The 24,337-nt window shown below is 58.6% G+C and carries 24 protein-coding genes; 9 read left to right on the forward strand and 15 right to left on the reverse strand.

The window, feature by feature from the left end:
- Nucleotides 1-11 precede the first annotated feature (11 nt).
- Genes A8O26_RS16760 through A8O26_RS16790 form a run of 7 tightly spaced genes read right to left on the reverse strand, consistent with a single transcriptional unit; the run spans nucleotide 12 to nucleotide 7,572 of the window.
- Nucleotides 12-1,340 carry an amidase family protein gene (locus A8O26_RS16760; protein WP_064118980.1) on the reverse strand — a complete coding sequence of 443 codons (1,329 nt, stop codon included), beginning with the start codon at nucleotides 1,338-1,340 and terminating at the stop codon, nucleotides 12-14.
- 30 nt (nucleotides 1,341-1,370) lie between these two features.
- Nucleotides 1,371-3,080, reverse strand: a complete 1,710-nt coding sequence (locus tag A8O26_RS16765; protein WP_064118981.1) for an NAD(P)/FAD-dependent oxidoreductase — start codon at nucleotides 3,078-3,080, stop codon at nucleotides 1,371-1,373.
- Nucleotides 3,081-3,099: 19 nt separating this feature from the next.
- Nucleotides 3,100-3,585 carry an aromatic-ring-hydroxylating dioxygenase subunit beta gene (locus tag A8O26_RS16770; RefSeq protein WP_064118982.1) on the reverse strand — a complete coding sequence of 162 codons (486 nt, stop codon included), beginning with the start codon at nucleotides 3,583-3,585 and terminating at the stop codon, nucleotides 3,100-3,102.
- Nucleotides 3,566-4,864 (reverse strand): Rieske 2Fe-2S domain-containing protein, encoded by a 1,299-nt coding sequence (locus A8O26_RS16775; protein ID WP_064118983.1) that lies wholly within the window; start codon nucleotides 4,862-4,864, stop codon nucleotides 3,566-3,568. Before A8O26_RS16775 ends, A8O26_RS16770 begins: the two co-directional genes overlap by 20 nt.
- 14 nt (nucleotides 4,865-4,878) lie before the next feature.
- Nucleotides 4,879-5,811 (reverse strand): flavin reductase family protein, encoded by a 933-nt coding sequence (locus A8O26_RS16780; protein WP_064118984.1) that lies wholly within the window; start codon nucleotides 5,809-5,811, stop codon nucleotides 4,879-4,881.
- The gene (locus A8O26_RS16785) at nucleotides 5,808-6,224 is read right to left on the reverse strand and encodes a hypothetical protein (protein ID WP_064118985.1); all 417 of its coding nucleotides are present in this window, start codon (nucleotides 6,222-6,224) and stop codon (nucleotides 5,808-5,810) included. The genes A8O26_RS16780 and A8O26_RS16785 overlap by 4 nt, the downstream gene beginning before the upstream one ends.
- Nucleotides 6,205-7,572, reverse strand: coding sequence for an MFS transporter (locus A8O26_RS16790; protein WP_064118986.1), 1,368 nt, complete (start codon nucleotides 7,570-7,572; stop codon nucleotides 6,205-6,207). Before A8O26_RS16790 ends, A8O26_RS16785 begins: the two co-directional genes overlap by 20 nt.
- Before the next feature lie 105 nt (nucleotides 7,573-7,677).
- Here A8O26_RS16790 and A8O26_RS16795 point away from each other — a divergent pair, with 105 nt between their 5' ends.
- On the forward strand, nucleotides 7,678-8,565 hold the full coding sequence (locus A8O26_RS16795; protein ID WP_064118987.1) for a LysR family transcriptional regulator: 888 nt from the start codon (nucleotides 7,678-7,680) through the stop codon (nucleotides 8,563-8,565).
- A 353-nt stretch (nucleotides 8,566-8,918) separates the two neighbouring features.
- Here the strand turns inward: A8O26_RS16795 and glpD are convergent, their stop codons facing one another.
- The 4 genes from glpD to A8O26_RS16815 all read right to left on the reverse strand — a co-directional run bounded on the left by glpD (nucleotide 8,919) and on the right by A8O26_RS16815 (nucleotide 14,032).
- Nucleotides 8,919-10,454 (reverse strand): glycerol-3-phosphate dehydrogenase, encoded by a 1,536-nt coding sequence (gene glpD, locus A8O26_RS16800; protein ID WP_064118988.1) that lies wholly within the window; start codon nucleotides 10,452-10,454, stop codon nucleotides 8,919-8,921.
- A gap of 295 nt (nucleotides 10,455-10,749) precedes the next feature.
- Nucleotides 10,750-11,505: a DeoR/GlpR family transcriptional regulator gene (locus tag A8O26_RS16805; RefSeq protein WP_064118989.1), complete on the reverse strand. Its 756-nt coding sequence runs from the start codon at nucleotides 11,503-11,505 to the stop codon at nucleotides 10,750-10,752.
- Nucleotides 11,506-11,600: 95 nt separating this feature from the next.
- On the reverse strand, nucleotides 11,601-13,103 hold the full coding sequence (gene glpK / locus A8O26_RS16810) for a glycerol kinase GlpK (protein ID WP_007916698.1): 1,503 nt from the start codon (nucleotides 13,101-13,103) through the stop codon (nucleotides 11,601-11,603).
- 77 nt (nucleotides 13,104-13,180) lie between these two features.
- Nucleotides 13,181-14,032 carry an MIP/aquaporin family protein gene (locus tag A8O26_RS16815; protein WP_064118990.1) on the reverse strand — a complete coding sequence of 284 codons (852 nt, stop codon included), beginning with the start codon at nucleotides 14,030-14,032 and terminating at the stop codon, nucleotides 13,181-13,183.
- Nucleotides 14,033-14,395: 363 nt separating this feature from the next.
- On the opposite strand from A8O26_RS16815, the gene ybaK reads away from it, so the two are divergent.
- The gene (gene ybaK, locus A8O26_RS16820; protein WP_007916692.1) at nucleotides 14,396-14,866 is read left to right on the forward strand and encodes a Cys-tRNA(Pro) deacylase; all 471 of its coding nucleotides are present in this window, start codon (nucleotides 14,396-14,398) and stop codon (nucleotides 14,864-14,866) included.
- 95 nt (nucleotides 14,867-14,961) lie between these two features.
- Nucleotides 14,962-15,744 (forward strand): PhzF family phenazine biosynthesis protein, encoded by a 783-nt coding sequence (locus tag A8O26_RS16825; protein WP_064118991.1) that lies wholly within the window; start codon nucleotides 14,962-14,964, stop codon nucleotides 15,742-15,744.
- A gap of 117 nt (nucleotides 15,745-15,861) precedes the next feature.
- On the opposite strand, the gene A8O26_RS16830 is transcribed toward A8O26_RS16825, so the two are convergent.
- Both A8O26_RS16830 and argF read right to left on the reverse strand, forming a co-directional pair.
- The gene (locus A8O26_RS16830) at nucleotides 15,862-16,971 is read right to left on the reverse strand and encodes an ABC transporter ATP-binding protein (RefSeq protein WP_064118992.1); all 1,110 of its coding nucleotides are present in this window, start codon (nucleotides 16,969-16,971) and stop codon (nucleotides 15,862-15,864) included.
- On the reverse strand, nucleotides 16,968-17,888 hold the full coding sequence (gene argF, locus A8O26_RS16835) for an ornithine carbamoyltransferase (RefSeq protein WP_064118993.1): 921 nt from the start codon (nucleotides 17,886-17,888) through the stop codon (nucleotides 16,968-16,970). Before argF ends, A8O26_RS16830 begins: the two co-directional genes overlap by 4 nt.
- Nucleotides 17,889-18,291: 403 nt before the next feature.
- Here argF and A8O26_RS16840 point away from each other — a divergent pair, with 403 nt between their 5' ends.
- The 3 genes from A8O26_RS16840 (at nucleotide 18,292) to grxD (ending at nucleotide 21,261) form a co-directional block, all read left to right on the forward strand.
- The gene (locus A8O26_RS16840; protein WP_027612069.1) at nucleotides 18,292-18,582 is read left to right on the forward strand and encodes a hypothetical protein; all 291 of its coding nucleotides are present in this window, start codon (nucleotides 18,292-18,294) and stop codon (nucleotides 18,580-18,582) included.
- Nucleotides 18,583-18,716: 134 nt separating this feature from the next.
- On the forward strand, nucleotides 18,717-20,822 hold the full coding sequence (locus A8O26_RS16845; protein WP_064118994.1) for a molybdopterin oxidoreductase family protein: 2,106 nt from the start codon (nucleotides 18,717-18,719) through the stop codon (nucleotides 20,820-20,822).
- Nucleotides 20,823-20,919: 97 nt separating this feature from the next.
- The gene (grxD, locus tag A8O26_RS16850; RefSeq protein WP_064118995.1) at nucleotides 20,920-21,261 is read left to right on the forward strand and encodes a Grx4 family monothiol glutaredoxin; all 342 of its coding nucleotides are present in this window, start codon (nucleotides 20,920-20,922) and stop codon (nucleotides 21,259-21,261) included.
- A 132-nt stretch (nucleotides 21,262-21,393) separates the two neighbouring features.
- Here the strand turns inward: grxD and bfr are convergent, their stop codons facing one another.
- The gene (bfr, locus tag A8O26_RS16855) at nucleotides 21,394-21,867 is read right to left on the reverse strand and encodes a bacterioferritin (RefSeq protein ID WP_016986653.1); all 474 of its coding nucleotides are present in this window, start codon (nucleotides 21,865-21,867) and stop codon (nucleotides 21,394-21,396) included.
- 200 nt (nucleotides 21,868-22,067) lie between these two features.
- A complete protein-coding gene (locus A8O26_RS16860; protein WP_003227725.1) occupies nucleotides 22,068-22,286 on the reverse strand; it encodes a bacterioferritin-associated ferredoxin in 219 nt (72 codons plus the stop codon).
- 314 nt (nucleotides 22,287-22,600) lie between these two features.
- On the opposite strand from A8O26_RS16860, the gene A8O26_RS16865 reads away from it, so the two are divergent.
- From A8O26_RS16865 to A8O26_RS16875, 3 genes are all read left to right on the forward strand, one after another.
- A complete protein-coding gene (locus A8O26_RS16865) occupies nucleotides 22,601-23,203 on the forward strand; it encodes a peroxiredoxin (RefSeq protein WP_003227723.1) in 603 nt (200 codons plus the stop codon).
- 216 nt (nucleotides 23,204-23,419) lie between these two features.
- A complete protein-coding gene (locus A8O26_RS16870; protein WP_064118996.1) occupies nucleotides 23,420-23,890 on the forward strand; it encodes a Panacea domain-containing protein in 471 nt (156 codons plus the stop codon).
- Between the two features lie 3 nt (nucleotides 23,891-23,893).
- On the forward strand, nucleotides 23,894-24,304 hold the full coding sequence (locus tag A8O26_RS16875; RefSeq protein WP_064118997.1) for a hypothetical protein: 411 nt from the start codon (nucleotides 23,894-23,896) through the stop codon (nucleotides 24,302-24,304).
- The last annotated feature ends 33 nt before the right edge of the window (nucleotides 24,305-24,337 follow it).

A 24,337-nucleotide genomic window follows, 5' to 3' on the forward strand; every position in this document is an offset into this window, starting at 1 on the left:
GGGAGCGTGGTTTAGGCGATGTTGAGCAAACGAGCTAACCGTTGAACATTCGCCAGCAAAAAGCCGTCCTGCCCCGGCAACGCATCGAACGACAGGCCGACCGGCAAAGCACCCGCCGCCGCGACCGGAACGCTGATACTCGGCGCCGCCAGATTGCTCGCCGGATCGGTATTGCGCACGAACGTTTCAAAGTTGCTCTCGTCCGCGCAGGCGCTCAGCAGCGGTGCGCTGCACGTGACGGTCGGGTACGCCAGCAGATCCAGTTGATGGCGGCTGAAGAGGGCGCGGTATTCCTGCTCCAGACGCAGTTTGCTCATCAATGCCTGCACGTAGTCGGTGTAGGAAATCGCCGGGCTCTCCAGTTGGGCGGTGAGGATTTTCTTGATCGCCGGATCGCGAATCTGCGCGAGGATGTCGAAAAACTGTTCACCGCGTCCGGCTTTCATCAGGAAGCGTGGAAAGTCGATGAAGAACTCGTAGATCGGCAGCGGAAACTGGATGCGCTCGTTGATCTCGCCAATCATGGCGTCGTCGACCGGCACGATGATCGCACCGCGATCGGCGAGGGTATCGATGGCCGCGCGGCAGTCACGCTGCACATTGTCGGCGAGCTCGGCCCAGAGGAAACGCTCGGGAATGCCGATGCGCAACGCCCGCGTTTCTGCCTGATGCAGGCTGCCGGTCAGTTGCGTGTGAACGAACTGGCAATCTTCCACCGTGCGGGTCAGCAGGCCCGGGGTGTCTTTGGTTTGCGACACCGGGACGATGCCGTCGACCGGATAAACGCCGGTGGTGGGGCGAAACCCGACAATCCCGCAGAACGCCGCCGGGATACGCACCGAGCCGCCGGTGTCGGTGCCGACCGCGCACGCCACCAGCCCGGCAGCGACAGCCGCCGCGCAACCGCCGCTGCTGCCGCCGGCACTGTGGCGCTCGTTGGCGGGGTTGAGCACGGCGCCATGAGCATGGTTGGCCGAGGTCACGCCGAACGACAGTTCATGCATGTTGTTCTTGCCGACGATCTGCGCGCCCAATTGGCGGAAACGCTGAACGATGCCGGCATCGGCCGGCGGCACATAGTCGGCCAGCCCGGGCGTACCGGCGGTGGTCGGCATGCCGCTGACGTTGATGTTGTCCTTGAATGACACCGGCAGGCCATACAGCGCGCTGTCGCGCCCGGCGGCATTTGCCTTGAACGCTGACGGGTCGAAGGTGATGAAACTGTTCAGGTGTTGCAGGTGCACATGACGCTCGCGCAGGGCGTGCTGCCAGGTGTCCGGGCAGTGTTGACCACTGCGAAATCCGTTGACGAGCTGTTCAATGGAAAGCTGGCTGTACATGGATGATTCTCGGCGTGGGAAGGGACAGGGTCAGCAGTAGCGGTACTGCGAGTGCAAGTCGTCGAGCGGGTTACCGGCAATCAAATCGCCGCCCAGACTGCTGATCACCGCACATGCGCCATTGAGCGCAGTTTGAATCGCGCCTTCGGCCCAGCCGCCGGTGAACGAGGCGCCGCAACCGGCGAGGTACAAACCGGTGTCCTGTTTCGGATCGAGGGCGGTGCGGAACTGGTAGAACAGGCGCTCGGAGTAAATGTCGTCGCCGGGGAAATTCAGCTTGAAAGCGCCGAGTGCGTGCTTGTCGGTCAGCCAGTCGTATTCCAGAACGTAGCGTTGGTAGTCGCCGTCGAGCGGGAGCAGATGGCTGGCAAATTCCGGCGCGCTCATCGCCAGTTCATCGACCAGACGCAGGCAGCGTTGCACCTTGTCGGTCATCGAAACCATCTTGTGCGAGTCGTCTTCCCAGGTGTAACTGATCAGCACCACGCCCCAGGAGTCCGGATCGTGCGGTGCGTAGTCGAGGCAATACACGCCCTTGACCAGGGTGTCGGTCTGGATGTTGTGCGCCAGGCCATGTTTGAGCCAGAACTTGTCCTTGGTCAGGATAAACAGCTTGGATGAGCCGACCATGTGCGTTTCATTGATCGCCCGCGCCACGTCGCGATTAACGAAGGCCTGGTTCTGCGTGAGCTTGAGGTTGACTTGCAGGGCGCGGGTCGTGGTAGTGGTGATGACGCGATCACAGGCATAGGTTTCGCCGTTGCTGCCGGCCAGCAGAATTTCGCCTTTGGGCCCTTTGTTGATCGATTCGATGCGCGTGCGACAGATCATGTCGCGCACCTGAATGCCGTTGAAGGAGGTGTCGGCAATGCGCTCGGCCAGCGAGGAAATGCCGTTGGGCACCAGACGCTGATTGACCTCCAGCGCATTCACCACCAGGCGCAGGATCTCGGTGAACGAGGCACGGTACACCGACTGGAAACCGCCGGAGCCAATGCCCAGCGAGCCGAACAGATGGAAGTCTTCAGGCTTGCGCCACGGCTTGCCGCCCGGCGGTTTTTTGCCGGTGAAGATGCGCACCATCGCCGAGTAAAACGAGCTGTCGCCGAAGCAGTCCAGATAGCGTTGCCACTCGGGCTGCACTTCGCAGTAATTGTGCTGCTTGAGCAGTTCGGTGATCAGTAGCGGTGGCGCCAGGCACGTGCCGTCATCGAGGGTGACGCCTTCGCTGAGAAAGGCGATCCAGCCCTGGTGCACGGTGCTGAACAGCGCCGGCGGCGGTTGCATCGCCGCCCAGTGATGGGCCTCGCCACGGTAGTGGATTTCGGTGTCGACGACGCCTGGGTCGGGAAACGCTTCGGTGGTCTGGATACCGAAACGATTGAGGTAGTGAAACAACCCGACCTCACTCGGCGGAAAGCGCATGGCGCCCATTTCCGCGATGAACTGCGGCTGTTCCTCATCAAAGCACTGCGTCAGCAGACGCCCGCCGACATGCGCAGGTTCGGCTTCAAACAGGGTGACGCGACGTGCCCCGGCGCGCAGCAATTCGTAAGCAGCGACCAGCCCGCTGAGGCCGGCGCCGACGATGCCGATGTGTTTCTCGGCAGTTTCCGCTGGCAGGTAACCGATGGCTTCATCGGCACTGCGCAGGAACTGGCCATAGTCATACAGCAGATCGACGTAGGGAAAAGACAGGCACGCGGACGCCTGACTGACATCATGGGAAATAGGTTTCACAGGGGGACTTCTCGATCGATCAGATAATGAGCTGCAGGCTTTCAAGGGCGCGTGCGGGGTTGAGCAACAGGATTTTCTTGCCGTGAATCTTCCAGGTGCCATCGATATTGATCAGTTGATGTTCGACGGTCACCGGGTAGTGCCATTCGTTGTCGCCGCGCGCTTCGCAATAGAGCATGTTGGAGCTGGCGAAGGCGCTGAACGAGGCTTCGACAAGGGTGATGCGCGGGCGCTGGGCGATGTGCAGGCTGCGGCTCTTGGGTTGCTGGGAAAAGTTGCGCGCGTTGGCCAGCCGATTGATTCGCAGCGTGGTCAGAAAGCGGTCCTCATACACCAGCGATGATTCGTGCAGCGGGCTGACCTGTTCGCGGGTCATCGGGATCCAGTAGTGGTAGTCATCGCTGAGCAATTGCTGCCAGGCGTCGAAATCCTGCTGGTCGAGCAAGTGCAGTTCGGTCTCGATCAGTTGCTCGATGGCGTGGTGATTAGATTGATCGTGTTGCATGGTCGTCCTGCATCAAGTGCTGCCAACTGTTATAGAAATTACGCATGGCCATTTCGCTGGTGCCGGACACCACTTGGCTCTGCGCGTAGGATTCGTTCGGGCTGAACAGGCGGGCGACGTTGACCCATTCGTTGGCGTCGCTGCCCAGGCCTTCCATGGCCCGTTCGTACATTTCTACGTCGTCGTGGGCGACCATCGAGCAGGGCGAGTTGATCAGGTTGTTGTACTGCACGGTTCTTTCCAGCAACTGCACGGGCGCGCCTTGCAGTTCGAAGATCCACGACTCGACGATGGTCTCGCGGGCGCTGACCGGTTTGATCACGCGCAAGGTCTGGATCGGCCCCTTGACCATCAGGTTGGGGAAATACACGGTGTTGTGGCGGGTGTCGTCGAGGATCGCCCGGGCCTGCTCTTCACCGTAGTTTTCGACCATCAATTCCCAGTACCCGGGGATGTCGGTGTAGGCCTTGTGGATCGAATTGCTGACCCCGGTGTGCCCGTGGCCATTGGGCCAGACCCGAATGCCCATGCCGGCGAAAAATTCGTAGGAGGCCATGAACGGCGAGAACAGCTCGACGGCCATCGGTGGCTTGCCCTGATCGCCGGTTTCCTGCCAAAGGCGTATCGCTTCGCCGGCCGAAGATTCGTGGGCGATCATCGGGTGGCAGGTGTCGGTCTGGTTGTCGACGACCATTTTCCAGTTACAGCGATGGCGGTGCAGCAGCGGCTGGCCGACCACTTTCAACTGACCCAGCGGCGAGCGCATGACCATGTTGTCCAGGGTCGACAGCGACTCGCCAAAAAACGCCTCGAAGCCGATGCCTTCTTCCGTCAAACGGACAAACACGAAGCCGCGATAGTTGTGCACCGCGTTCACCGGGCGCATGCCTTTGTGCGCGGAACAACTGCTGAGGTCGCAGTCGTCGTATTCCTTTTTCACCGGAATGCTCAGCAACTCGCCGTCAGTCTTGAACGTCCAGGCGTGGTACGGGCAACGCATGAAACGGCCGACATTGCCGCGCGCTTCGGCGAGGACTTTCACACCTTTGTGCGGGCAGCGGTTGTGCAACACGACGATGGTGCCGTTCTTCTGCCGAACCATCGCCAGTGGCTGTTGTGCGAGGGTGGTGGTGAAGTAGTCACCGGTTTCGGGGATCAGGCTGTCGTGACCCAGGTAACACCAGCTCGCGGCGAACACGCGCTGCTGTTCCTGTTCGAAAAGCGCCTGATCAAGGAACAGAGATTTATGCACTTCCCTGCCATTGAAATAGTTGTCCAACGCGGTGTCCTCTCTCAGATCGCCAGTTTCAGGCGCGGGCTTTTTGCGCGCGAGACGCAGGGGTAGATTCGTGCACTGCAGGCCGCTTCCTGTTCGCTCATGATGAAGTCGCGGTGATCGACATCGCCTTCCAGTACATCCAGCGCACACACGCCGCATTCACCACGACGGCAGTCATAGAGCGGATCGAGTCCGGCCGCTTCCAGGGCTTCGAGCAACGACTGTTGCGGGCCGACATTGACGCTGACGCCGGAGTCTGCCGCCTCGATGACACAGCCTTGTGCGGCGTCATCGCGGGCAACGTTGAACACTTCCAGATGGATCTGCTCACGGGCCAGGCCAGCGTTTTCGGCGTGGCTGAGTACTTCACCGAGCATTGCCGCCGGGCCGCAGACATACAGACGGTCATCGGCGCGCAGATCGGCGAGCACTTCGCTGATCGCCGGGCGACTGCCGGAGAGGTGCAGTTGCATGCGTTCTTGCAACTGGTCTTGCAGGTGTCGGGCGTAGACCGCGTCGTCGGCGCTCTTGGCGAAATAATGCAACTGAGCCGGGCGGTTCAACACGCTCAGGTGGCGCAGGATGCCGGTCAGCGGCGTGATACCGATGCCGCCGGCAATCGCGATATCACGCCCGCTGTCAGCGTCGAGCGGGTAGTTGAAGGTGTTCAACGGACCTTCAAGTTCCACGCTGTCATTGACCGCCAAGGTGCGGATGTACTGGCTGCTGACCGAGTCTGGCGAGAGGCGGATGGCGAAGGTGAACCGGCCATCCGCAATCTCGTCCACGTGCACCGTCGAGTAATGCCGACAGTCGTCCAGCCCCGGAATCAACCATTTGAAGTGCGCACCGGCATGAGTCATGTCCGACAGGGAGGCCGGACCGCTGACGGTGACTTCCTTGATCGATGCCGAGAGCATCCGGCAGTGGGTGACGGTGTACTTCATGCAGGTTTTTCCTGGTTGATCGGTGTTTCGTGCAGGTACAACCACTGAACGTCGTGGTGCTGGACACGCAGGATCGCCAGCGAAATACGTGAGGTTTCACTGTGGTTCAGGCGATGGGTTTCCTTGTAGCGCAGGGCCACGGTCGAACCTTCGTGCCAGACCGTGTGCAGGTCGCTGATCAGGATCTCCAGACCTTTGCGGGCACCGACGGCGCCGCTGAACAGTTGCTCGACTTGTGCCCGACCGACCACGGCGGCCGAGGTGGTGACCATGCTGAAGTGCTCGGCGAACACCTCCATCAACGGCGCGATGGCGTCTGCGCCGGCACCGTCGGCATTGGTGAAGACACGGTGAATCAGTTCGTGCACGTGGTGAATACTGTGTTGCGCTCGTTCAACCAGGTTGTTGTTCATGGCATTCCTTTGGAGGGTTCAATTGACTCATCTGAAACAGCGGGAACAGCCCGACCAGAGCGGCAATCGCGAAGGTCGCGTGGTAAGCCTGTGTGGTATCGAACTGCTTGAGCAGCACATTGAAGATCATCAGAAACAACGCGGCACCGAGGCTGAACGACATCTGCCGATTGATATTCCAGATCACGCTGGCCTTGTGCGTATCGCCGCCGGCAAAGTCCATCAACGAGGTGGTCTGCGCGGTGTTGGCGCCGATGCCGCCACCAATGCCCATCAGGCTGTAAGCGATGACGATCACCCACAGGTCCGCCGGGTCATTGACCAGCATCAGCGTGGCGATACCGGCGCTGTGCAGGAGCATGCCGAGGGTGAACAGGCGTTTCGCGCCGACGCGGTTGTAGACCCGGCCGCAAAGGGTCATGGCGATGAAGGCGCCGATGGCATAGAGGATCATGAACATCCCGGTCAGCCGGGCGCTGAAGTGCAGGGTGTTCTGCAGGAAGAAAATGCTCATCAGGTTGACCCCGGTGAACACGCCGGGAATCGCGTAATAGATGAAGATCGAGGTGCTGAGTTTTTTGCTTTTGAGCAGGCTCAATTCGATGATCGCGTTGCTGCAGCGGCGGTAATGCAGCAGGTACAGCGCGATAAACAGCAGGCCCGCCGCGACACAGATCAGTGCGGCCAGCGCCGGGTAGTCGCCACCGTACAACGACATGCCCATCAGCAGGCTGGCGAGTGCGGCGCTGACCAGCAGCAGGCCTTTGATGTCCGGGCGCGGCAGATCGGTTGGTTTGCTTTCCTTGATCCAGAACCACGACAGCCCGGCGGCGAGCAACGAAAACGGGATGTTGCTGTAGAACACCCAGCGCCAGGAGCTGCTGTCGACAATGATGCCGCCGACTGTCGGTGAAATGGCCGGGGCAATCAGCGCTACGGCCATCACCAATGTGGAGATCTTGGCCCGCTGCTCGCCCTGAAACAGGTTGAAGGTCAGTGCCTGACCGACCGGAATCAGCAGCCCGCCACCGACGCCCTGAACGAACCGCCAGATCACCAGTTCGTGGAAACTGTCGGCCATGCCGCACATCCACACTGAACCGCTGAATACCAGCATCGATGCGGTAAGAATCTCGCGGCTGCCGAAGCGCCCGGCCAGCCAGGTGCTCACCGGAATAATCAGGGTCAGGCCAAGAATATAGGCGTTGGCGACCCACGCCACCGATGAAGTACTGACTTGCAAAGTTGCCGATATACTCGGCAATGCCACCGCCGACATAAATATGTTTATACAGTCAATAAAGAAGCCGATCAGAAAGATCAGCGCAATCTTATAGCGATAGTTCATGTTGAATCCCCTTTGCCGCGCAGCATAGGGGCGATGGACTTGAAGTGTCGATACGACTATGCTTAAAACAATGTTTGACAGGATTTAACAGTGAGCCATAGCGCCATGCACTCTCATCTTAATCGGGTTCAGACCTTCCTTGCGGTGGTGGATTTTGGTTCTTACACCAAGGCTGCGAATTATCTGAGTATCAGCAAAGCTATGGCCAGCCTGCATGTCAAGGCGCTGGAGGAGGTTTTGTCGGCGACGCTGTTGATCCGCAATACCCGCAATATATCGCTGACCGAAATAGGTCAGGAGTTCTATGAAGAGTTCAAGGGCATTGTCGCAGACATCGACAATGCCTTTGATAATGTCCTCAAAGGTAATAATCGGGTGTCCGGAAAGTTACGGATTAGTTCGACCAGTGAATACGGTGAGAAGTATATTTTGCCGTTGATTCCGTTGTTCTCCGAGCGTTATCCGGAAATTCGTTTGTGCTACAACTTTAACTCTTCATTGAATGATCTTGTCGCGGAAAAGCTTGATCTGGTGATTCGTCTGGGCAACTTGGCGGATTCGGCATTCAAGAGTCGCAAGTTGGCCGATTATGAAATCGTGCTGGTGGCCACCGAGCAATTTCTCGCCCGACATCCGGTGCGTGAACCGCAGGATCTGAACAATGTGCCGTGGATTGCCAACAGCAATTTACAGGCGCCGACCCAGTGGACATTGCGCCTTGGGCAAGGGCAGGGCGCCGAGGTCGGCGGCACCAGCCACTTTGAATCGAATTCTTCGACGGCGATTCGTTCGATGACGTTGTCGTCGCTGGGGGTGTCGGTCTTGCCGGCGTGGGTGGTTGCAGAAGACATTGCCGCCGGGCGTCTGGTGCGCTTGCTGCCGGAGTATTCGCTGCCTTCGCAGTCGATCAATGTGGTGTTTCCCAATACTCCGCACCTGCCCCACAAGTCGCGGGCGTTTATCGACTTTCTGTTGTTGCATTTGGCGCAGTGATGCCAGCCCAAAAGCCCCTCACCCTAGCCCTCCCGAAACGTCGGACCGCCCGGAGGGAGAGGGGACTTGACCGCGTTGCCCTTGCGAGTTACGCCGACCTGAAATATCGAGTCGACCTCAGAGTTTGAAAAGCCCCGATTGACTCTCCCTTTCCCTGCGCGGTATTTGAACGACCCCCGATCGGCTGCTTTTTTCTTGCGCGGTATTTGAACGCCCCCCGATCAGCTCCCTTTCCCCCTCGCCCCCCTTGGGGGGAGAGGGTTGGGGTGAGGGGGGCCTGGATCTTGTTGGCACAACAAAAAGCCCCTGAATCTCACAATTCAGGGGCTTTCGTTCAAGCGACGGTGCGAAGATCAGGCCGCTTCGGTCTTGCGGTTCTGTTCAACCTTGCCCAGATAAGCCGCCAGTTTTTCCTGCTCCGCCGGGGTGGTGAACAAACCGAGTTTGCTGCGGCGCCAGAGAATGTCATGCGCCGTGGTCGCCCACTCTTCGCTGCACAGGTAATCAACTTCGCGGGTGTAAAGCCCGCCACCCAGGTGTTCGCCCATGTCGGCCAGGGTTTCCACGCCTTCGAGCATGCGCCAGGTGCGGCTGCCGTAGGTGGTCGACCAGCGACGGGCGATCTCGGTCGGGACGAAGTCGAACTTGTCGCGAATCAACGCGCTCAACGCCTGCGGGGTGGTCATGTCTTCGCCGCCGGGCAGGGTCGCCGTAGCGGTCCAGCTCGGGCGCATCTGGGTGAAGAACGGCATCAACTGCGCCATCGCCGACTCAGCGAGTTTGCGGTAGGTGGTCAGCTTGCCGCCGAACACCGACAACAGTGGCGCTTCTTCACCGCCGGCCGACAACGCCAGGGTGTAATCGCGGGTCACGGCCGACGGATTGTCGGATTCGTCGTTGCACAGCGGACGCACACCGGAATAGCTGTGCTGGATGTCGTCGCGGCTGACCTGCTTCTTGAAGTGCGCATTGACCACTTTCAGCAGGTAATCGGTTTCGCCTTCAGTGATCGCCACTTTCGCCGGATCGCCGGTGTATTCGCGGTCGGTAGTGCCGATCAGGGTGAAGTGGTTCAGGTACGGAATGGTGAAAACGATGCGCTGATCTTCGTTTTGCAGAATGTGCGCGTGATCGCCTTCGTACAGCTTCGGCACGATGATGTGGCTGCCCTGAATCAGGCGAATGCCGTACGGCGATTCCATCTTCAGGTCATCACGAATGAACTTGGCGACCCATGGGCCGGCGGCGTTCACCAATGCTTTGGCGGTGATCGAAAACAGGCTGCCGTCGGCGCGTTCCAGGTTCAGGTGCCACAGGCCTTTCGCGCGACGGGCGCTGACGCAGCGAGTCTGGGTGTGCACGTGGGCGCCTTTTTCGCGGGCGGCCATGGCGTTGAGCACCACGAGGCGGGCGTCGTCGACCCAGCAATCGGAATATTCGAAGCCTTTCTTGATTTCACTTTTCAGCGCGCTGTCGGCGCCGAATTTCAGGCTTTTCGAACCCGGCAGTTTTTCGCGCTTGCCGAGGTTGTCATACAGGAACAGGCCGGCACGGATCATCCACGCCGGGCGCAGGTGCGGTCGGTGCGGCAGCACAAAGCGCATCGGTTTGACGATGTGCGGCGCCTTGGCCAGCAATACTTCGCGTTCGGCCAGCGCTTCCCGCACCAAGCGGAATTCGTAATGTTCGAGGTAGCGCAGGCCGCCGTGGATCAGCTTGCTGCTGGCCGACGAGGTATGGCTGGCCAGATCGTCCTTTTCGCAAAGGAACACCGAAAGCCCGCGACCGGCGGCATCCGCTGCGATCCCCACGCCATTGATCCCGCCGCCGATAACGGCGATGTCGTAGATCTCGGAGATTGGGGGCGTACGCAAGGTAGAGGTGGACATCGGCTGGCCTCGGGTTCTTTTGATTTTCTATATTGGAAATCGAACATGAATGTTCATTTGCGAAAATGGTAGCCCATAAACACGCGCGCAGCCAGTCACGTTCGATTGAAAAAACTCATCGAAGACCAAAGAAAGGAAAATTTTCGAACATGGGAGGCGCTTAATGGCGCGAGAGGTGTGTTGTTTGAGTGATCGCTTTCGCGAGCAGGCTCGCTCCCACAGTTTGAAATGCATTCCAGTGTGGGAGCGAGCCTGCTCGCGAAGGCGTCGGTACAGCCAATGAAGATAAGTGGGGTTAAACGACTTCCAGGCGAATCTTGTGCTGACTCAACAACTGCGCCAGCGCCGGCACCGGCTGCTGATCGGTCACCAGGCAATCAATCAGGCTGATCGGCCCCAGCCGAATCATCGCGTTACGCCCGAACTTGCTGGAGTCAGCTGCCAGAATCACTTGGCGTGCATTGGCGATGATCGCCTGGGAAACCCGGACTTCCTGATAATCGAAGTCCAGCAAACTGCCGTCTTCATCAATACCGCTGATCCCGACCAGGGCGAAATCAACCTTGAACTGATTGATGAAGTCCACGCTCGCCTGACCGACCACACCGCCGTCACGGCGTACGTTACCGCCGGTCAGCAGCACATCAAAATCATCCTTGGCACTGAGCATCGACGCCACGTGCAGGTTGTTGGTGATGATCTTCAGGTGATTGTGATTGAGCAGGGCGCGAGCAATCGATTCAGTGGTCGTGCCGATATTGATGAACAGCGAGGCGTGATCGGGAATCTGGGCGGCGATGGCTTCACCGATGCGTTGTTTTTCATCGCGCATCTGATCGGCGCGCATCGCATAGGCAGTGTTCTCGACGCTGGAATCGTAGGCGGCGCCGCCATGGTAGCGACGCAGCAGATTGGCTTCGGCGAGTTGATTGATGTCGCGGCGGATGGTTTGCGGGGTTACAGCGAACAGCGTGGCCATTTCCTCGATGCTCACATAGCCGCGTTCGCGGACCAGCTCGAGGATTTGCTGCTGACGGGGAGGCAGATTCATGGGGCTTCCTTTGGGCTGCCGTGCAAAATTTGCCCATGATGCCGCAGGAATCCGCTCCCGACCAGTTAGTTACCTATCAGTCTCTGAAGGTTGGCTTATTCAGCGTCCTCACGCGCCCAGTCACGGGTGCGGCTGACGGCTTTTTTCCAGCCTTTGTACAGCTTCTCTTTCTCCACTTCGTCCAGGCTCGGCTCGAATTCACGTTCGATCACCGCTTTGCCGCGCAGTTCTTCCAGGCTGCCCCAGAAGCCGCACGCCAGACCGGCCAGGTATGCCGCGCCAAGTGCCGTGGTTTCGCGCATTTGCGGGCGTTCAACCTGCGTACCGAGGATGTCGGCCTGGAACTGCATGAGGAAGTTGTTCGCCACCGCACCGCCGTCCACCCGAAGGGCTTTGAGGCGTTCGCCGGAGTCCTGTTGCATGGCGTCGAGCACGTCGCGGGTCTGGTAGGCGATCGATTCCAGCGCCGCACGGATGATGTGATCCACACGCACGCCGCGCGTCAGGCCGAACAGCGCGCCACGGGCATACGGGTCCCAGTACGGAGCACCGAGACCAGTAAACGCCGGCACCAGGTACACGCCGTTGCTGTCTTTGACTTTATTGGCAAAGTATTCGGTGTCGTGGGCGTCGTTGATGATCTTCAGTTCATCGCGCAGCCACTGCACGGTCGAACCACCGTTGAACACGGCGCCTTCCAGTGCGTAAGCGACTTCGCCGCGCGGGCCGCACGCGATGGTGGTGAGCATGCCGTGCTGGGATTTCACCGCTTTGTCGCCAGTGTTCATCAGCAGGAAGCAGCCGGTGCCGTAGGTGTTTTTCGCCTGGCCTGGCTCCACGCACATCTGGCCGAACAGCGCCGCTTGCTGGTCGCCGGCGATACCGCCGATGGCGATGCCGCTCTTGGTGCGACCGTAGATTTCCGAGGAAGCTTTCACTTCCGGGAGCATTTCGCGCGGGATGTCGAGAATTTCCAGCATCTTCGAATCCCACTCCAGCGAGTGGATGTTGAAGAGCATGGTGCGCGAAGCGTTGGTGTAGTCGGTGACGTGTACTTTGCCGCCGGTGAATTTCCAGATCAGCCAGCTATCGACGGTACCGAACAGCAGTTCGCCGTTGCGCGCACGTTCGCGGCTGCCTTCGACGTTGTCGAGGATCCACTTCAGTTTGGTGCCGGAGAAGTACGGGTCGGTGACCAGACCGGTGTTGTCGCGGATGTACTCCTCGTGGCCGTCACGCTTGAGCTGCTGGCAGATCTCGGTGCTGCGGCGGCACTGCCAGACAATGGCGTTGTACACCGGGCGGCCGGTGGTCTTGTCCCAGACCACAGTGGTTTCGCGCTGGTTGGTGATGCCGATGGCGGCGACCTGGTCGTGGTGCAGACCAGCCTGTGCCAGCGCTTCAACCATGACGGCGCTTTGGGTGGCGAAAATTTCCATCGGATCGTGTTCGACCCAACCCGCCTGCGGGTAATGCTGAGCGAACTCGCGCTGCGCGGTGCAGACCACGTTCGCATCGCGGTCGAAAATGATCGCGCGGGAGCTGGTCGTACCCTGATCGAGGGCAATGATGTAGTTCTTATTCTGAATGTCGGTCATGTCGATTGCCTTGGACGAAATAAGGGAGAGTGGGCCGTGGCGCAGGCTCGGATTGGCAGGAGCCTGCGCCGACTGTTTCAAGAAGTTCTTGGTTTGCCGTCAATGGCCGGTTCTGCATCCTTTGTAGCAGGTGTGGCGCCGGTCAGGTGACGGGCGATCAGCCCGCGATACCCGGCAGCGCCGAGGCAGGCACCGACAATCGGTGCAAAAATCGGAATCAGGAAGTACGGAATATCGCGACCACCAGTGAAAGAAATTTCACCCCAGCCAGCGAAGAAAGTCATCAGTTTCGGACCGAAGTCACGCGCCGGGTTCATCGCAAAACCGGTCAGCGGGCCCATCGAACTGCCGATCACCGCGATCAGCAAACCGATCAGCAGCGGTGCCAGCGGGCCTTTCGGCAGGCCGTTGTTGTCGTCGGTCAGCGACATGATCACGCCCATCAGGATCGCGGTGATGATCATCTCGACCAAGAAGGCCTGAGCAGTCGACAGCACCGGGTTCGGGAAGGTCGAGAACACCGAGGCCAACTCAAGGCTGGCGGTCGAGCCGCGAACCATTTGGTGAGTTTGTTCGTAATCGAAGAATAGATTGCTGTACAGCGTGTAAACCAACAGTGCGCCGCAGAACGCGCCGGCGATCTGGGCAAGAATGTAGAACGGCAATTTGCGCTTTTCAAAGTCGGCGAAAATCGCCAGGGCGATGCTCACGGCCGGGTTCAGGTGCGCGCCGGAAACGCCCGCAGTGAGATAGATCGCCATGCTTACGCCGACGCCCCAGATGATGCTGATTTCCCACAGGCCGAAGCTGGCGCCCGCGACTTTGAGCGCGGCGACACAACCAGTGCCGAAAAAGATCAGCAGTGCAGTACCCAGAAACTCGGCCATGCATTGGCTCGATAGCGATGGTTGCTGTAAAGCAGTTGTCATTGAAAACCTCGGTTTTTGTTGTTGTCTGGCGCGTTTGCCGACAGGGCAAGGCGCGATTTTCACCGGGTAGGAATCCCCATTCCGTCGCCGGTTTACTGCTGAGTGCTGCGATGACGATAATTCTTACATTATTCAGATTCGAAAAAATATAGACAAGAAACAAACCTGTCAAAGGTCGAAAGTGAACCATCGGTCACAATAAAACTATTCGCGGTGTGAATGATCCTGTGTGATCGAGGCGCACGGATATGCTCGCAATGTCTGCAAGCCACGGGAATCGCGGCTTGGGATAGAGCCTTTTGGTGGCTGATCACCTAGAATCCGACGCAGTATTTTTCTGTCACTGCCGAGCCTGGAGTTGCCATGACCCCTGCGTTGGATTTGTTGAAAAAAGTTCGTGCCGAACATCGCGTGCACAGTTACGAACATGACCCCAAAGCCGCGTCGTATGGGCTGGAGGCCGCAGAAAAACTCGCGCTTGAGCCGGCACAGGTGTTTAAAACGTTGCTGGCGGCCAGCGAAAAAGGTGAGTTGCTGGTGGCGGTGGTGCCAGTCGTCGGAAGCCTCGACCTCAAAGGTCTGGCGCATGCCGCCGGGGTGAAAAAAGTCGAAATGGCTGACCCGGCAGCGGCACAGCGTTCCACCGGTTATCTGTTGGGCGGCATCAGCCCGTTGGGGCAGAAGAAGCGCCTGCGCACCTTCATCGATAACTCGGCTCAGGGTTTTGCGACTATTTATGTCAGCGCCGGTCGGCGCGGCCTCGAAGTCGAATTGGCGCCTGCTGTGCTCGCCGAGCACACCCAGGCGAAATTTGCCGACATCGGCCGCACTTAAGCGTTATCGCTGTATGCAGAAAATTGGCCGGTTCTGTCACTGGCGCTGAGCGCCTCGCGCTTGCATGCTCTGGCGACTCATTCAGGGAGAAGGTTATGCAACTCGAGTTTCATCAGGTCGATGCGTTCAGTGATCGGCCGTTCAGTGGCAATCCGGCGATGGTTTATCGGCTCGATGCCTGGCTTGCGGACGAGCTGATGCAGAAGATCGCCGGCGAACACAATCTGGCGGAAACCGCCTTTCTGGTGCGCGAAGGCCAGGCCTGGCATATCCGCTGGTTCACCCCGACCACCGAAGTGCCGTTGTGTGGACACGCCACACTGGCCAGCGCTTATGTACTGTTCGAGATCTACAAGGAAAACGCCGAGCGTATCGACTTCACTTGCAAATCCGGCCCGTTGAGCGTCACCCGCGAAGGTGATCGGTTGTGGCTGGATTTCCCCTCGATCGTGCCGTCAGAGATTGGCGTGACCCTGGATGTCGAGCGGGCGCTCGGTGTTGAAGCCGTTGATGTGCTCGGCTCCAACGAGTTGTTTGTGGTGCTGGAGTCAGAGCAGGCTGTGCTTGATTGCAAGCCGGACATGGTGGCACTGGCCAAGCTGCCGTGGCTGGGTGCGATCGTCACGGCGCGCGGTAATCAGCATGATTTCGTCTCGCGCTATTTCGCCCCGGCGATTGGCATCAATGAAGATCCGGTGACCGGCTCGACGCATTGCAGCCTGATTCCGTATTGGTCAAAACGTCTGGGCAAATCGAGCCTGACGGCGTGTCAGCGTTCGGCGCGGGGTGGGGAGTTGTTCTGCCGGCTTGAGGGTGAGCGAGTGAAGATCGGTGGCAATGCAACGCTGGTTGCCAGCGGAACCTTGTTGTTGGGCTAGCCCAAAAACACTGTGGGAGCGAGCCTGCTCGCGAATACGGTCGGTCAGTCAAATCATCTGTGACTGATACATTGCATTCGCGAGCAGGCTCGCTCATTAGTTTTGATCCGGGATGGATCAGAGCGCGGTGCTGTAGCGGCGCACGCCGTTTTCCACCGCCGGGATTTGTGCAGCGGTGCTGCCAGAGGCCTGGAACAACACCAGATGTTCAGCGGCAACGCGAATCCCCACCTGCGCACCGACCTGATGATCAGCGTGGCTGGGGAAAATCGATTCCAGCTGCGCACCCGTCGGCAGTTGCAGGCGATACAACGTCGAAGCGCCAAGGAACGTCTTGCCGACAATCCGTGCTTTCAACGCACTGTCCGGCGCATAAACAATGTCATCCGGACGCAGCAACACATCCACCGCGCCGCCAATCGGCCAGGTGTAAGCCCGATTGCCGCGCAGCTCACCCAGTTCGGTCTGCACCGATTCCGGGCTGCCGAGCTGGCCGCGAATGAAGTAACCCTGACCGATGAAGCTGGCCACAAACGGCGTCGCCGGTTCGTGATACAGGTTGTACGGCGTGTCCCACTGCTCCAGTCGACCTTCCTTGAACACGCCAACGTGATCGCTGACGGCGAAGGCTTCTTCCTGATCGTGCGTGACCAGAATCGCGCTGGTGCCACGGGCCTTGAGGATGTCGCGCACTTCATGACTGAGCTTGCGGCGCAGCTCGCCATCGAGGTTGGAGAACGGCTCATCTAGCAGCAGCAATTGCGGTTCCGGCGCCAACGCGCGGGCGAGGGCGACGCGCTGTTGCTGGCCGCCGGACAACTCGTGCGGGAAGCGCTTGCCGAGGTTTTTCAGGTTGACCAGTTCGAGCAGCTCTTCGGTGACGCGCTCCTTGTTCGGGTGCTTGCGGATACCGAAGGCAATGTTGTCGGCGACGCTGAGGTGCGGAAACAGTGCGTAGTCCTGGAACACCATGCCGATCCGGCGTTTCTCCGGGGCCAAAGTGAAACCGGCACTGGAAATGGTTTCGCCACCGAGGGTGATTTCACCTTCGTGCACCGGTTCGAAACCGGCAATCGCGCGCAGGGTGGTGGTCTTGCCGCAGCCGGACGAGCCGAGCAGGCAGCCGATGTCACCGGCGTTGAGGTGCAGATTGAGGTTCTGCACCACACGTTGATCTTGATAGCCGCAAGCGAGGTTGCGCAGGTTCAGCAGTAATTCATGGCTCATGCGTGGTGATATGCCGGTTCGACGAGGAACTCGAGCAGGGCCTTCTGTGCGTGGAGACGGTTTTCTGCCTGATCCCAGGCGACGGAGCGCGGGTCATCAAGCAGGTCGAGGCTGATTTCTTCGCCGCGGTGCGCAGGCAGGCAATGCAGGAACAGCACGTCCTCGGCAGCGAGGTCGAGCAGGGCACGCGTGACCTGGAACGGCGCGAACAACTTTAGCCGCTTGGCAGTTTCCTCTTCTTGACCCATCGAGGTCCAGACGTCAGTGCTCACCAGATGCGCGCCGCGCACGGCGTCTTGCGGATCGCGGACGATGGTCACGCGATCACCGGCCCTGGCGACGAACTCAGGATTGGGCTCGTAACCTTCCGGGCAGGCGATGCGCAACTGGAAGTCGAACTGCATCGCCGCTTCTATATAGCTGTTGCACATGTTGTTGCCATCGCCGATCCAGGCCACGGTTTTGCCCTGGATCGAGCCGCGGTGCTCAAGGAAGGTCTGCATATCGGCGAGCAACTGGCACGGGTGCAGGTCATCGGACAGGCCGTTGATCACCGGCACGCGCGAGTTGGCGGCAAATTCGGTCAGGGTGCTGTGGGCGAAGGTACGGATCATCACCGCGTCGAGCATGCTCGACATGACAATGGCGCAATCGCCGATCGGCTCGCCACGGCCCAGTTGGGTGTCGCGCGGCGACAGAAAGATCGCCTGGCCGCCGAGCTGGATGATGCCCGCCTCGAAGGATATCCGGGTACGAGTCGAGGATTTCTCGAAGATCATGCCCAGCACGCGGTTTTTCAGAGGCTCGAACAGTACGCCGCGGTTACGCAGGTCCTTGAGCTCAACGCCTCGACGGATCACGCTGACCAGCTCTTCGGGCGTGCAATCCATCAGGGAGAGAAAGTGCCTTGCGCTCATCATTGACTACCTTTTTGCTACAAACCGCAGATGCTCAAAGCCTTGTTTAACGGAACAACGGGCGAGACCTGCGGCGTAAGCCGCACGGGGCGACGAAATAGGGGGAGGCGCGATATTGACACTAAATGTCGCGTTATGCCAATACCTGCGGTTTTTGCGGGAATAGAAGGGTGCACAGGATGTTGCCGTCGCGCATTTTGAGCCGGGTTCTGGGCCGTCGCGAGCCCCTTTGTACACTGGCCTCGCCGGGCTTGGCAATGCGCCGTGGCGGGGATCGGGTCACTTCGGTCGGTTTACGACCGTGGCGCCATGCCATCATTTGGTCGGATGCTCAGGCTGAAACATTTGCTAAAGCAAAGTGCTGAGTTATAACTACCTTTCGAGCGACGCAGGAAGCCTCCGCATGGAATCGAAAGAAAAACTGTTAATGGAATTGCTGGGCCACACGGCTCGCTCACTGACCCATCTCACCGCTTCAGTCACCTCAATGTCTTTCGAATTGCTGCGCAGCGAAGACGAGGTGGTCAAGACCGCCGGTCGCCACATGATCGATCGCATGGCGACCATCAGCGCCGGGCTCGACGAGCACTGGCGCCTGATCGGCGAACTCACCGGCGTGCATGTCGCCCACGAGCAGATCGAAACCATTCAGGAAATCCAGCTGGCCGCACCGCCTCAACTGCCGTCGAACTGACCACGGCGGTTTATCGGCTCGCCTGATAACCGTCGATTCACAAGACGAACGTCGCTGGCGCCAGACCTGCGCCGGGGTCATAGTTTTGTTCCCGCGGGCGTGATTGCCCGCCCAGAACAAGACAGAGACTGGCCATGACCAAGACTCTCCATCACCGCGCCTGCCACCTGTGTGAAGCCATTTGCGGGCTGACCATCGAGACCACTGAAACTGACGGCAATGTCGCGATCACCTCGATCAAGGGTGATGCGCTCGACACCTTCAGCCGTGGCCACATCTGCCCCAAGGCTGTGGCCTTGCAAGACATCCAGAACGACCCCGACCGCCTGCGCCAGCCGATGCGCCGGATTGGCAGCGAGTGGCTGCCGATCGAGTGGGACCAGGCGTTTGCGCTGGTGGCCGAGAAACTGGCGGCGATTCAGGAGCGCCATGGGCAGAACGCCGTTGCCGTCTATCAAGGCAACCCGAGTGTGCATAACTACGGGCTGATGACCCACAGCAACTATTTCCTCGGGCTGTTGAAAACGCGCAATCGTTTTTCGGCGACCTCGGTCGATCAGTTGCCGCATCACCTGAGCAGCTATCTGATGTACGGCCACGGCCTGCTGCTGCCGATTCCGGACATTGATCACACGGACTTCATGTTGATCCTCGGCGGTAATCCGCTGGCGTCCAATGGCAGCATCATGACCGTGCCGGATGTCGAAAAACGTTTAAAAGCGATTCAGGCGCGTGGCGGTAAAGTGGTGGTGGTCGATCCACGGCGCAGCGAGACGGCGGCGATGGCCGATCAGCATTTGTTCGTGCGCCCCGGTGGCGATGCGGCCTTGTTGTTTGGCGTGCTCAACACGCTGTTCAGCGAAGGCCTGACCCGCGAAAGCCATTTGCCCGTTGATGGGCTGGATGACGTTCGCGCAGCTGTCGCAGGTTTCACTGCTGAGGCCATGAGCCCGCTGTGCGCCGTGCCTGCCGGACAGATCCGCCAACTGGCCCGCGACTTCGCCGCCGCGCCGAGCGCGGTGTGCTATGGCCGCATGGGCGTATCGACGCAGGCTTTCGGCACGCTGTGTCATTGGGTGGTGCAGTTGATCAATCTGGTCACCGGCAACCTCGATCGCGTTGGTGGTGCGCTGTGCACAGAGCCGGCGGTGGACCTGGTGGCGTCGACCTCGGGCGGGCATTTCAACAAATGGCAAAGCCGCGTTTCCGGGCGTCCCGAGTACGGCGGCGAGTTGCCAGTGTCGGCGCTGGCCGAAGAGATGCTGACAGAAGGTGAGGGGCAGATTCGCGCGTTGATCACCGTCGCCGGCAACCCGGTGTTGTCGACGCCGAACGGGCGGCAATTGGAGCAGGCGCTGGACGGCCTGGAGTTCATGCTCAGCATTGATCTGTACATCAACGAGACCACGCGTTACGCCGATCTTATTCTGCCGTCGACCTCGGCCCTGGAAAATGATCACTACGACACCACGTTCAACCTGTTTGCGGTGCGCAACGTCACCCGCTTCAACCGTGCGATCCTCGCCAAACCCGAGGGCGCGCTGCATGACTGGGAGATCTTTGTGGGCCTGGCCAAGGCCTTCGCCGAGAAGACCGGCAAAGAACTGAAACCGACCATGCCGCCCTCGAAGATGATCGACATGGGCCTGCGCATGGGTATGTACGGTGACGCGTCCGAACAAAAACTCTCGTTGGCGACCCTGTTTGATCATCCTCACGGGATCGACCTCGGCGCGCTGAAAGCGAACCTGGCGTCGCGTCTGAAAACGCCGAATCAGCGTGTGCAGGCCGCGCCGCCGGAAATCCTCGCTGACCTCGCACGTTTCGCTGAATTGCAGGCGCCGGCCGCCGATGAGCTGTTGATGATCGGGCGCCGCCATGTGCGCAGCAACAACTCCTGGATGCACAACTATCACCGCTTGGTGAAGGGCAAGCCGCGTCATCAGTTGCTGATGCACCCGGATGACCTTGCCAGTCGTGGGCTTAACGATGGTCAGTGGGTGCGCGTCAGTTCGCGGGTCGGGCAGATCGAGGTGGAGGTGATCGGCAGTCTGGACATGATGAAAGGCGTGGTCAGTCTGCCGCACGGTTGGGGGCATGCGCGGCCGGGTGTGCAGATGGCGATTGCCAGTGGTCAGCCAGGGTCGAGTGCCAATGACCTCACCGATGAATGCCAGCTCGACGAGTTGTCCGGCAACGCGGCACTTAATGGCGTGCCGGTGACGGTGGCGGCGGCTTGAACGTGACTGTCGGGGAGACCGAGCATGGCGCTCGGGATTCCGTTACAATGCGTCACCGTGCCGACCCATGAGTCGGAAAGTTCAGCCGAGGTGCTCCATGGATATCATCGAAACGATTAAAGAGCAGATTGCCAACAACACCATTCTGCTTTACATGAAAGGCTCGCCGAATGCCCCGCAGTGCGGCTTCTCCGCGAAAGCTGCGCAGGCTGTAATGGCGTGTGGCGAAAAGTTTGCGTACGTGGACATCCTGCAGAACCCGGAAATCCGCGCCAACCTGCCGAAGTACGCCAACTGGCCGACTTTCCCGCAACTGTGGGTCGGCGGTGAACTGGTCGGCGGTAGCGACATCATGACCGAGATGGCTGCAGACGGTTCGCTGCAAAGCACCATCAAAGCAGCTGTTGAAGCAGCAGCGGGGAACAAGTCCGAAGCTTGATCAGCTTTTGTGGGAGCGAGCTTGCTCGCTTCCACATGGGTTTCAGCATTGACTGAAATCCGGGCAATAAAAAGCCCCGCGCCTCGAAAGAGGGCGGGGCTTTTTAGTGTCTCGAGTTTAGCGGGCGCTAACTTACTCTTCGCCCATCTGCGATTGCAGATAGTTCTCAAGACCGACTTTATCGATCAGGCCCAGTTGGGTTTCCAGCCAGTCGATATGTTCTTCTTCGGATTCGAGAATGTCTTCCAGCAGTTCACGGCTGCCGAAGTCGCCAACGGTTTCGCAATGCGCGATCGCGGTCTTCAGGTCAGCGTGGCCAGTCTTCTCGATACGCAGGTCGCACTCCAGCATTTCCTGGGTGTGCTCGCCGATGTGCAGCTTGCCCAGATCCTGCACGTTCGGCAGGCCTTCGAGGAACAGGATGCGCTTGATCAGCTTGTCCGCGTGCTTCATCTCGTCGATGGATTCTTTGTACTCGTGTTTGCCGAGCTTGTTCAGACCCCAATCTTCATACATGCGCGCATGCAGGAAGTACTGATTGATCGCGACCAGCTCATTGGCAAGGATCTTGTTGAGATGCTGGATGACTGTAATGTCGCCTTTCATGATCGGAGTCCTGCCCTGTAATAGCTGTATATACGGCAGAGTTTGAGCTTCGTATTTATAAGTGTCAAACCTAAGTTATTGAATAATATATGAAAATTAATCGGAATAAGAATGTTTGTGTTCCGCGTCTGGAGCCTAAGCGTTTGATTTACAGGCATAAAAAAACCGGACATAAGTCCGGTTCTTTGAAATAGGGTGTATTACGCAGCGGTAAATTCTACCGGATAGGGGATCGCGGCCTGGGCGGTTTGCAGCTTGGTCAGGGTTTCGCGAACGACTTCCTTGGCAAGGCACGCACATTTGCCGCATTGGCTGGCGACGCCGGTAGCCTGGCGGACTTCTTTATAGCTGCAGCAACCTTCATAGATCGCTTCGCGGATCTGTCCGTCGGTGACGCCAGTGCAGAGACAAACATACATAAGTGAGAACCGTCGCTGGTTGTGACTCAATTGCGATGGATCTTAATGTTAACGAGAATGATTGTCAAAGTGCTTTCGGAACGCTTCAGCTGAATAACAGCCATGACTGACGAACGGTATTTGCTGGCGATTCGCCTGGCCCCGTAAATGCAGCGGCGTTGCGCGCCTGCTTTGAAAAACCGTTAAGGACAGGCCAAATTCGCAGTGTATGATGGTCGGCCCTTGCGAAGGGGGTTCGTGTCACAGGGCTGTCGCCTGAGGGTGGCAGGCTGGCGCGGACCCTGAACTTCAAGTTTTTACACCAGGAGATATCAATGAGCGTACTCGTAGGCAAACAAGCCCCTGACTTCACCGTCCCGGCCGTACTCGGCAATGGCGAGATCGTTGACAGCTTCACCCTGTCCTCGGCCATCAAAGGCAAATACGGCCTGGTGTTCTTCTACCCACTGGACTTCACCTTCGTCTGCCCGTCCGAGCTGATCGCTCTGGACAACCGCATGGCCGACTTCAAGGCACGCAACGTTGAAGTGATCGCAGTGTCGATCGACTCGCACTTCACTCACAACGCATGGCGCAACACCCCAGTGAACAATGGCGGCATTGGCCAGGTGAAATACACCATGGCTGCCGACATGAAGCACGACATCGCCAAGGCCTACGACGTTGAATCCGAAGGCGGCGTGGCTTTCCGTGGCGCGTTCCTGATCGACGACAAAGGCGTTGTCCGCTCGCAGATCATCAACGACCTGCCGCTGGGCCGTAACATGGAAGAGCTGATCCGTCTGGTCGACGCTCTGCAATTCCACGAAGAGCACGGCGAAGTCTGCCCTGCCAACTGGAAAAAAGGCGACAAAGGCATGAACGCTTCGCCAGAAGGCGTTGCGGCTTACCTGACCGAGAACGCTGCTGCCCTGTAAGGCGCAACGTCGAGGTACAAAAAACCGGCCCATGTGGCCGGTTTTTTTATGCGGGGAATTATTGGCAATAGCCGCTCGGCATCATTTGTTTCAAATGCGCGTAAAAAATACTGGATGACTGAACAGTGGCTGGATAGGGTTGTGGTCGAGCAATAACGGGGTGCGAGGGCGATGGCCTTCGCCTGAATCGCGCCTCACTTCAGTAAGAACGGTGCAATGGATTGCATGATGCAGAAGGGGGTTCAAATGCCGAGTAGCTTGGACGTTGCGGGTTATTTTCTCAGCCTGGAAGGGCATGAGGGCGAGATCTCCAATCTCAAAATTCAAAAAATGGTTTATTACGCTCAAGGGTTCAGTCTGGCAGTCCATGGCGAGGCTCTCTTCCCTGAAAAGCTGGAAGCGTGGATGCACGGGCCAGTGGTTCCGGATCTGTATCGAAGATTCAGCCAATTTGGATCGAGTGCCATTCCTCCTCCAAGTGATTTCAACCCCGAAGTTTTCAGTGCCAAGCAACAAAGTTTACTCAACGAAGTGTTCGACGTTTATGGCCAATTCTCGGCGTGGAAACTGCGTCAGTTGACGCATGAAGAGGCCCCATGGCGTAGAAACTTCAAGGAAGGGCAGTTCAGCCGAGAAATTCCCGCCTGCGAGATGCAGGAGTATTTCCGGGAGCATTTGGTGAACTGAAAAATGGCCAGGTTCAAACGCAGGGAACGCGATGCGGTGATAGTAACGGCACGGACGTCCACCATCGAAATGGATTCATCGGAAGCGCGACCTCCGGTTTTCTCATTTGAATATTTGCAGAATGGCTGGTGCATTCAAGATTGCGAGGCCGTCGAACGGTCGAAAATGCTTGAGCGTCTCAGGATCCTGGGAAAGATGCCTTGGAGAGAATTGCGCAAGGAGCATAGGCATCGATATGGCTGTGAAACGATTGAGAGAAACAGCCTGAAAGTCGGGATACCTGATTTTTTAACAGGTGATGTCAGATTGTTGGTGTTTCGGGCTTTCGAACGTGTAGCGATGGTCGGTTACAAGAACCATCGGGTTTTTTACGTCGTGTGGATTGATCGAGAATTTAAGCTCTACAAGCATTAAACAAAAAACCGGCCCACGTGGCCGGTTTTTTTA

The sequence above is a fragment of the Pseudomonas fluorescens genome, assembly GCF_001648775.1.
Taxonomy (GTDB): domain Bacteria; phylum Pseudomonadota; class Gammaproteobacteria; order Pseudomonadales; family Pseudomonadaceae; genus Aquipseudomonas; species Aquipseudomonas fluorescens_M.

Bases quoted from the DNA above. Each gene is read 5' to 3' on its own strand.
- A8O26_RS16780 (WP_064118984.1), bottom strand. From the start codon at position 5,811: ATGAAGTACACCGTCACCCACTGCCGGATGCTCTCGGCATCGATCAAG.
- A8O26_RS16860 (WP_003227725.1), bottom strand. From the start codon at position 22,286: ATGTATGTTTGTCTCTGCACTGGCGTCACCGACGGACAGATCCGCGAA.
- argF (WP_064118993.1), bottom strand. From the start codon at position 17,888: ATGAGCGCAAGGCACTTTCTCTCCCTGATGGATTGCACGCCCGAAGAG.
- A8O26_RS16785 (WP_064118985.1), bottom strand. From the start codon at position 6,224: ATGAACAACAACCTGGTTGAACGAGCGCAACACAGTATTCACCACGTG.
- grxD (WP_064118995.1), top strand. From the start codon at position 20,920: ATGGATATCATCGAAACGATTAAAGAGCAGATTGCCAACAACACCATT.
- A8O26_RS16795 (WP_064118987.1), top strand. From the start codon at position 7,678: ATGCACTCTCATCTTAATCGGGTTCAGACCTTCCTTGCGGTGGTGGAT.
- A8O26_RS16790 (WP_064118986.1), bottom strand. From the start codon at position 7,572: ATGAACTATCGCTATAAGATTGCGCTGATCTTTCTGATCGGCTTCTTT.
- A8O26_RS16770 (WP_064118982.1), bottom strand. From the start codon at position 3,585: ATGCAACACGATCAATCTAATCACCACGCCATCGAGCAACTGATCGAG.
- A8O26_RS16830 (WP_064118992.1), bottom strand. From the start codon at position 16,971: ATGAGCCATGAATTACTGCTGAACCTGCGCAACCTCGCTTGCGGCTAT.
- glpD (WP_064118988.1), bottom strand. From the start codon at position 10,454: ATGTCCACCTCTACCTTGCGTACGCCCCCAATCTCCGAGATCTACGAC.
- bfr (WP_016986653.1), bottom strand. From the start codon at position 21,867: ATGAAAGGCGACATTACAGTCATCCAGCATCTCAACAAGATCCTTGCC.
- A8O26_RS16870 (WP_064118996.1), top strand. From the start codon at position 23,420: ATGGATTGCATGATGCAGAAGGGGGTTCAAATGCCGAGTAGCTTGGAC.
- A8O26_RS16815 (WP_064118990.1), bottom strand. From the start codon at position 14,032: ATGACAACTGCTTTACAGCAACCATCGCTATCGAGCCAATGCATGGCC.
- A8O26_RS16865 (WP_003227723.1), top strand. From the start codon at position 22,601: ATGAGCGTACTCGTAGGCAAACAAGCCCCTGACTTCACCGTCCCGGCC.
- A8O26_RS16875 (WP_064118997.1), top strand. From the start codon at position 23,894: ATGGCCAGGTTCAAACGCAGGGAACGCGATGCGGTGATAGTAACGGCA.
- ybaK (WP_007916692.1), top strand. From the start codon at position 14,396: ATGACCCCTGCGTTGGATTTGTTGAAAAAAGTTCGTGCCGAACATCGC.
- A8O26_RS16805 (WP_064118989.1), bottom strand. From the start codon at position 11,505: ATGAATCTGCCTCCCCGTCAGCAGCAAATCCTCGAGCTGGTCCGCGAA.
- A8O26_RS16760 (WP_064118980.1), bottom strand. From the start codon at position 1,340: ATGTACAGCCAGCTTTCCATTGAACAGCTCGTCAACGGATTTCGCAGT.
- A8O26_RS16845 (WP_064118994.1), top strand. From the start codon at position 18,717: ATGACCAAGACTCTCCATCACCGCGCCTGCCACCTGTGTGAAGCCATT.
- A8O26_RS16840 (WP_027612069.1), top strand. From the start codon at position 18,292: ATGGAATCGAAAGAAAAACTGTTAATGGAATTGCTGGGCCACACGGCT.
- A8O26_RS16825 (WP_064118991.1), top strand. From the start codon at position 14,962: ATGCAACTCGAGTTTCATCAGGTCGATGCGTTCAGTGATCGGCCGTTC.
- glpK (WP_007916698.1), bottom strand. From the start codon at position 13,103: ATGACCGACATTCAGAATAAGAACTACATCATTGCCCTCGATCAGGGT.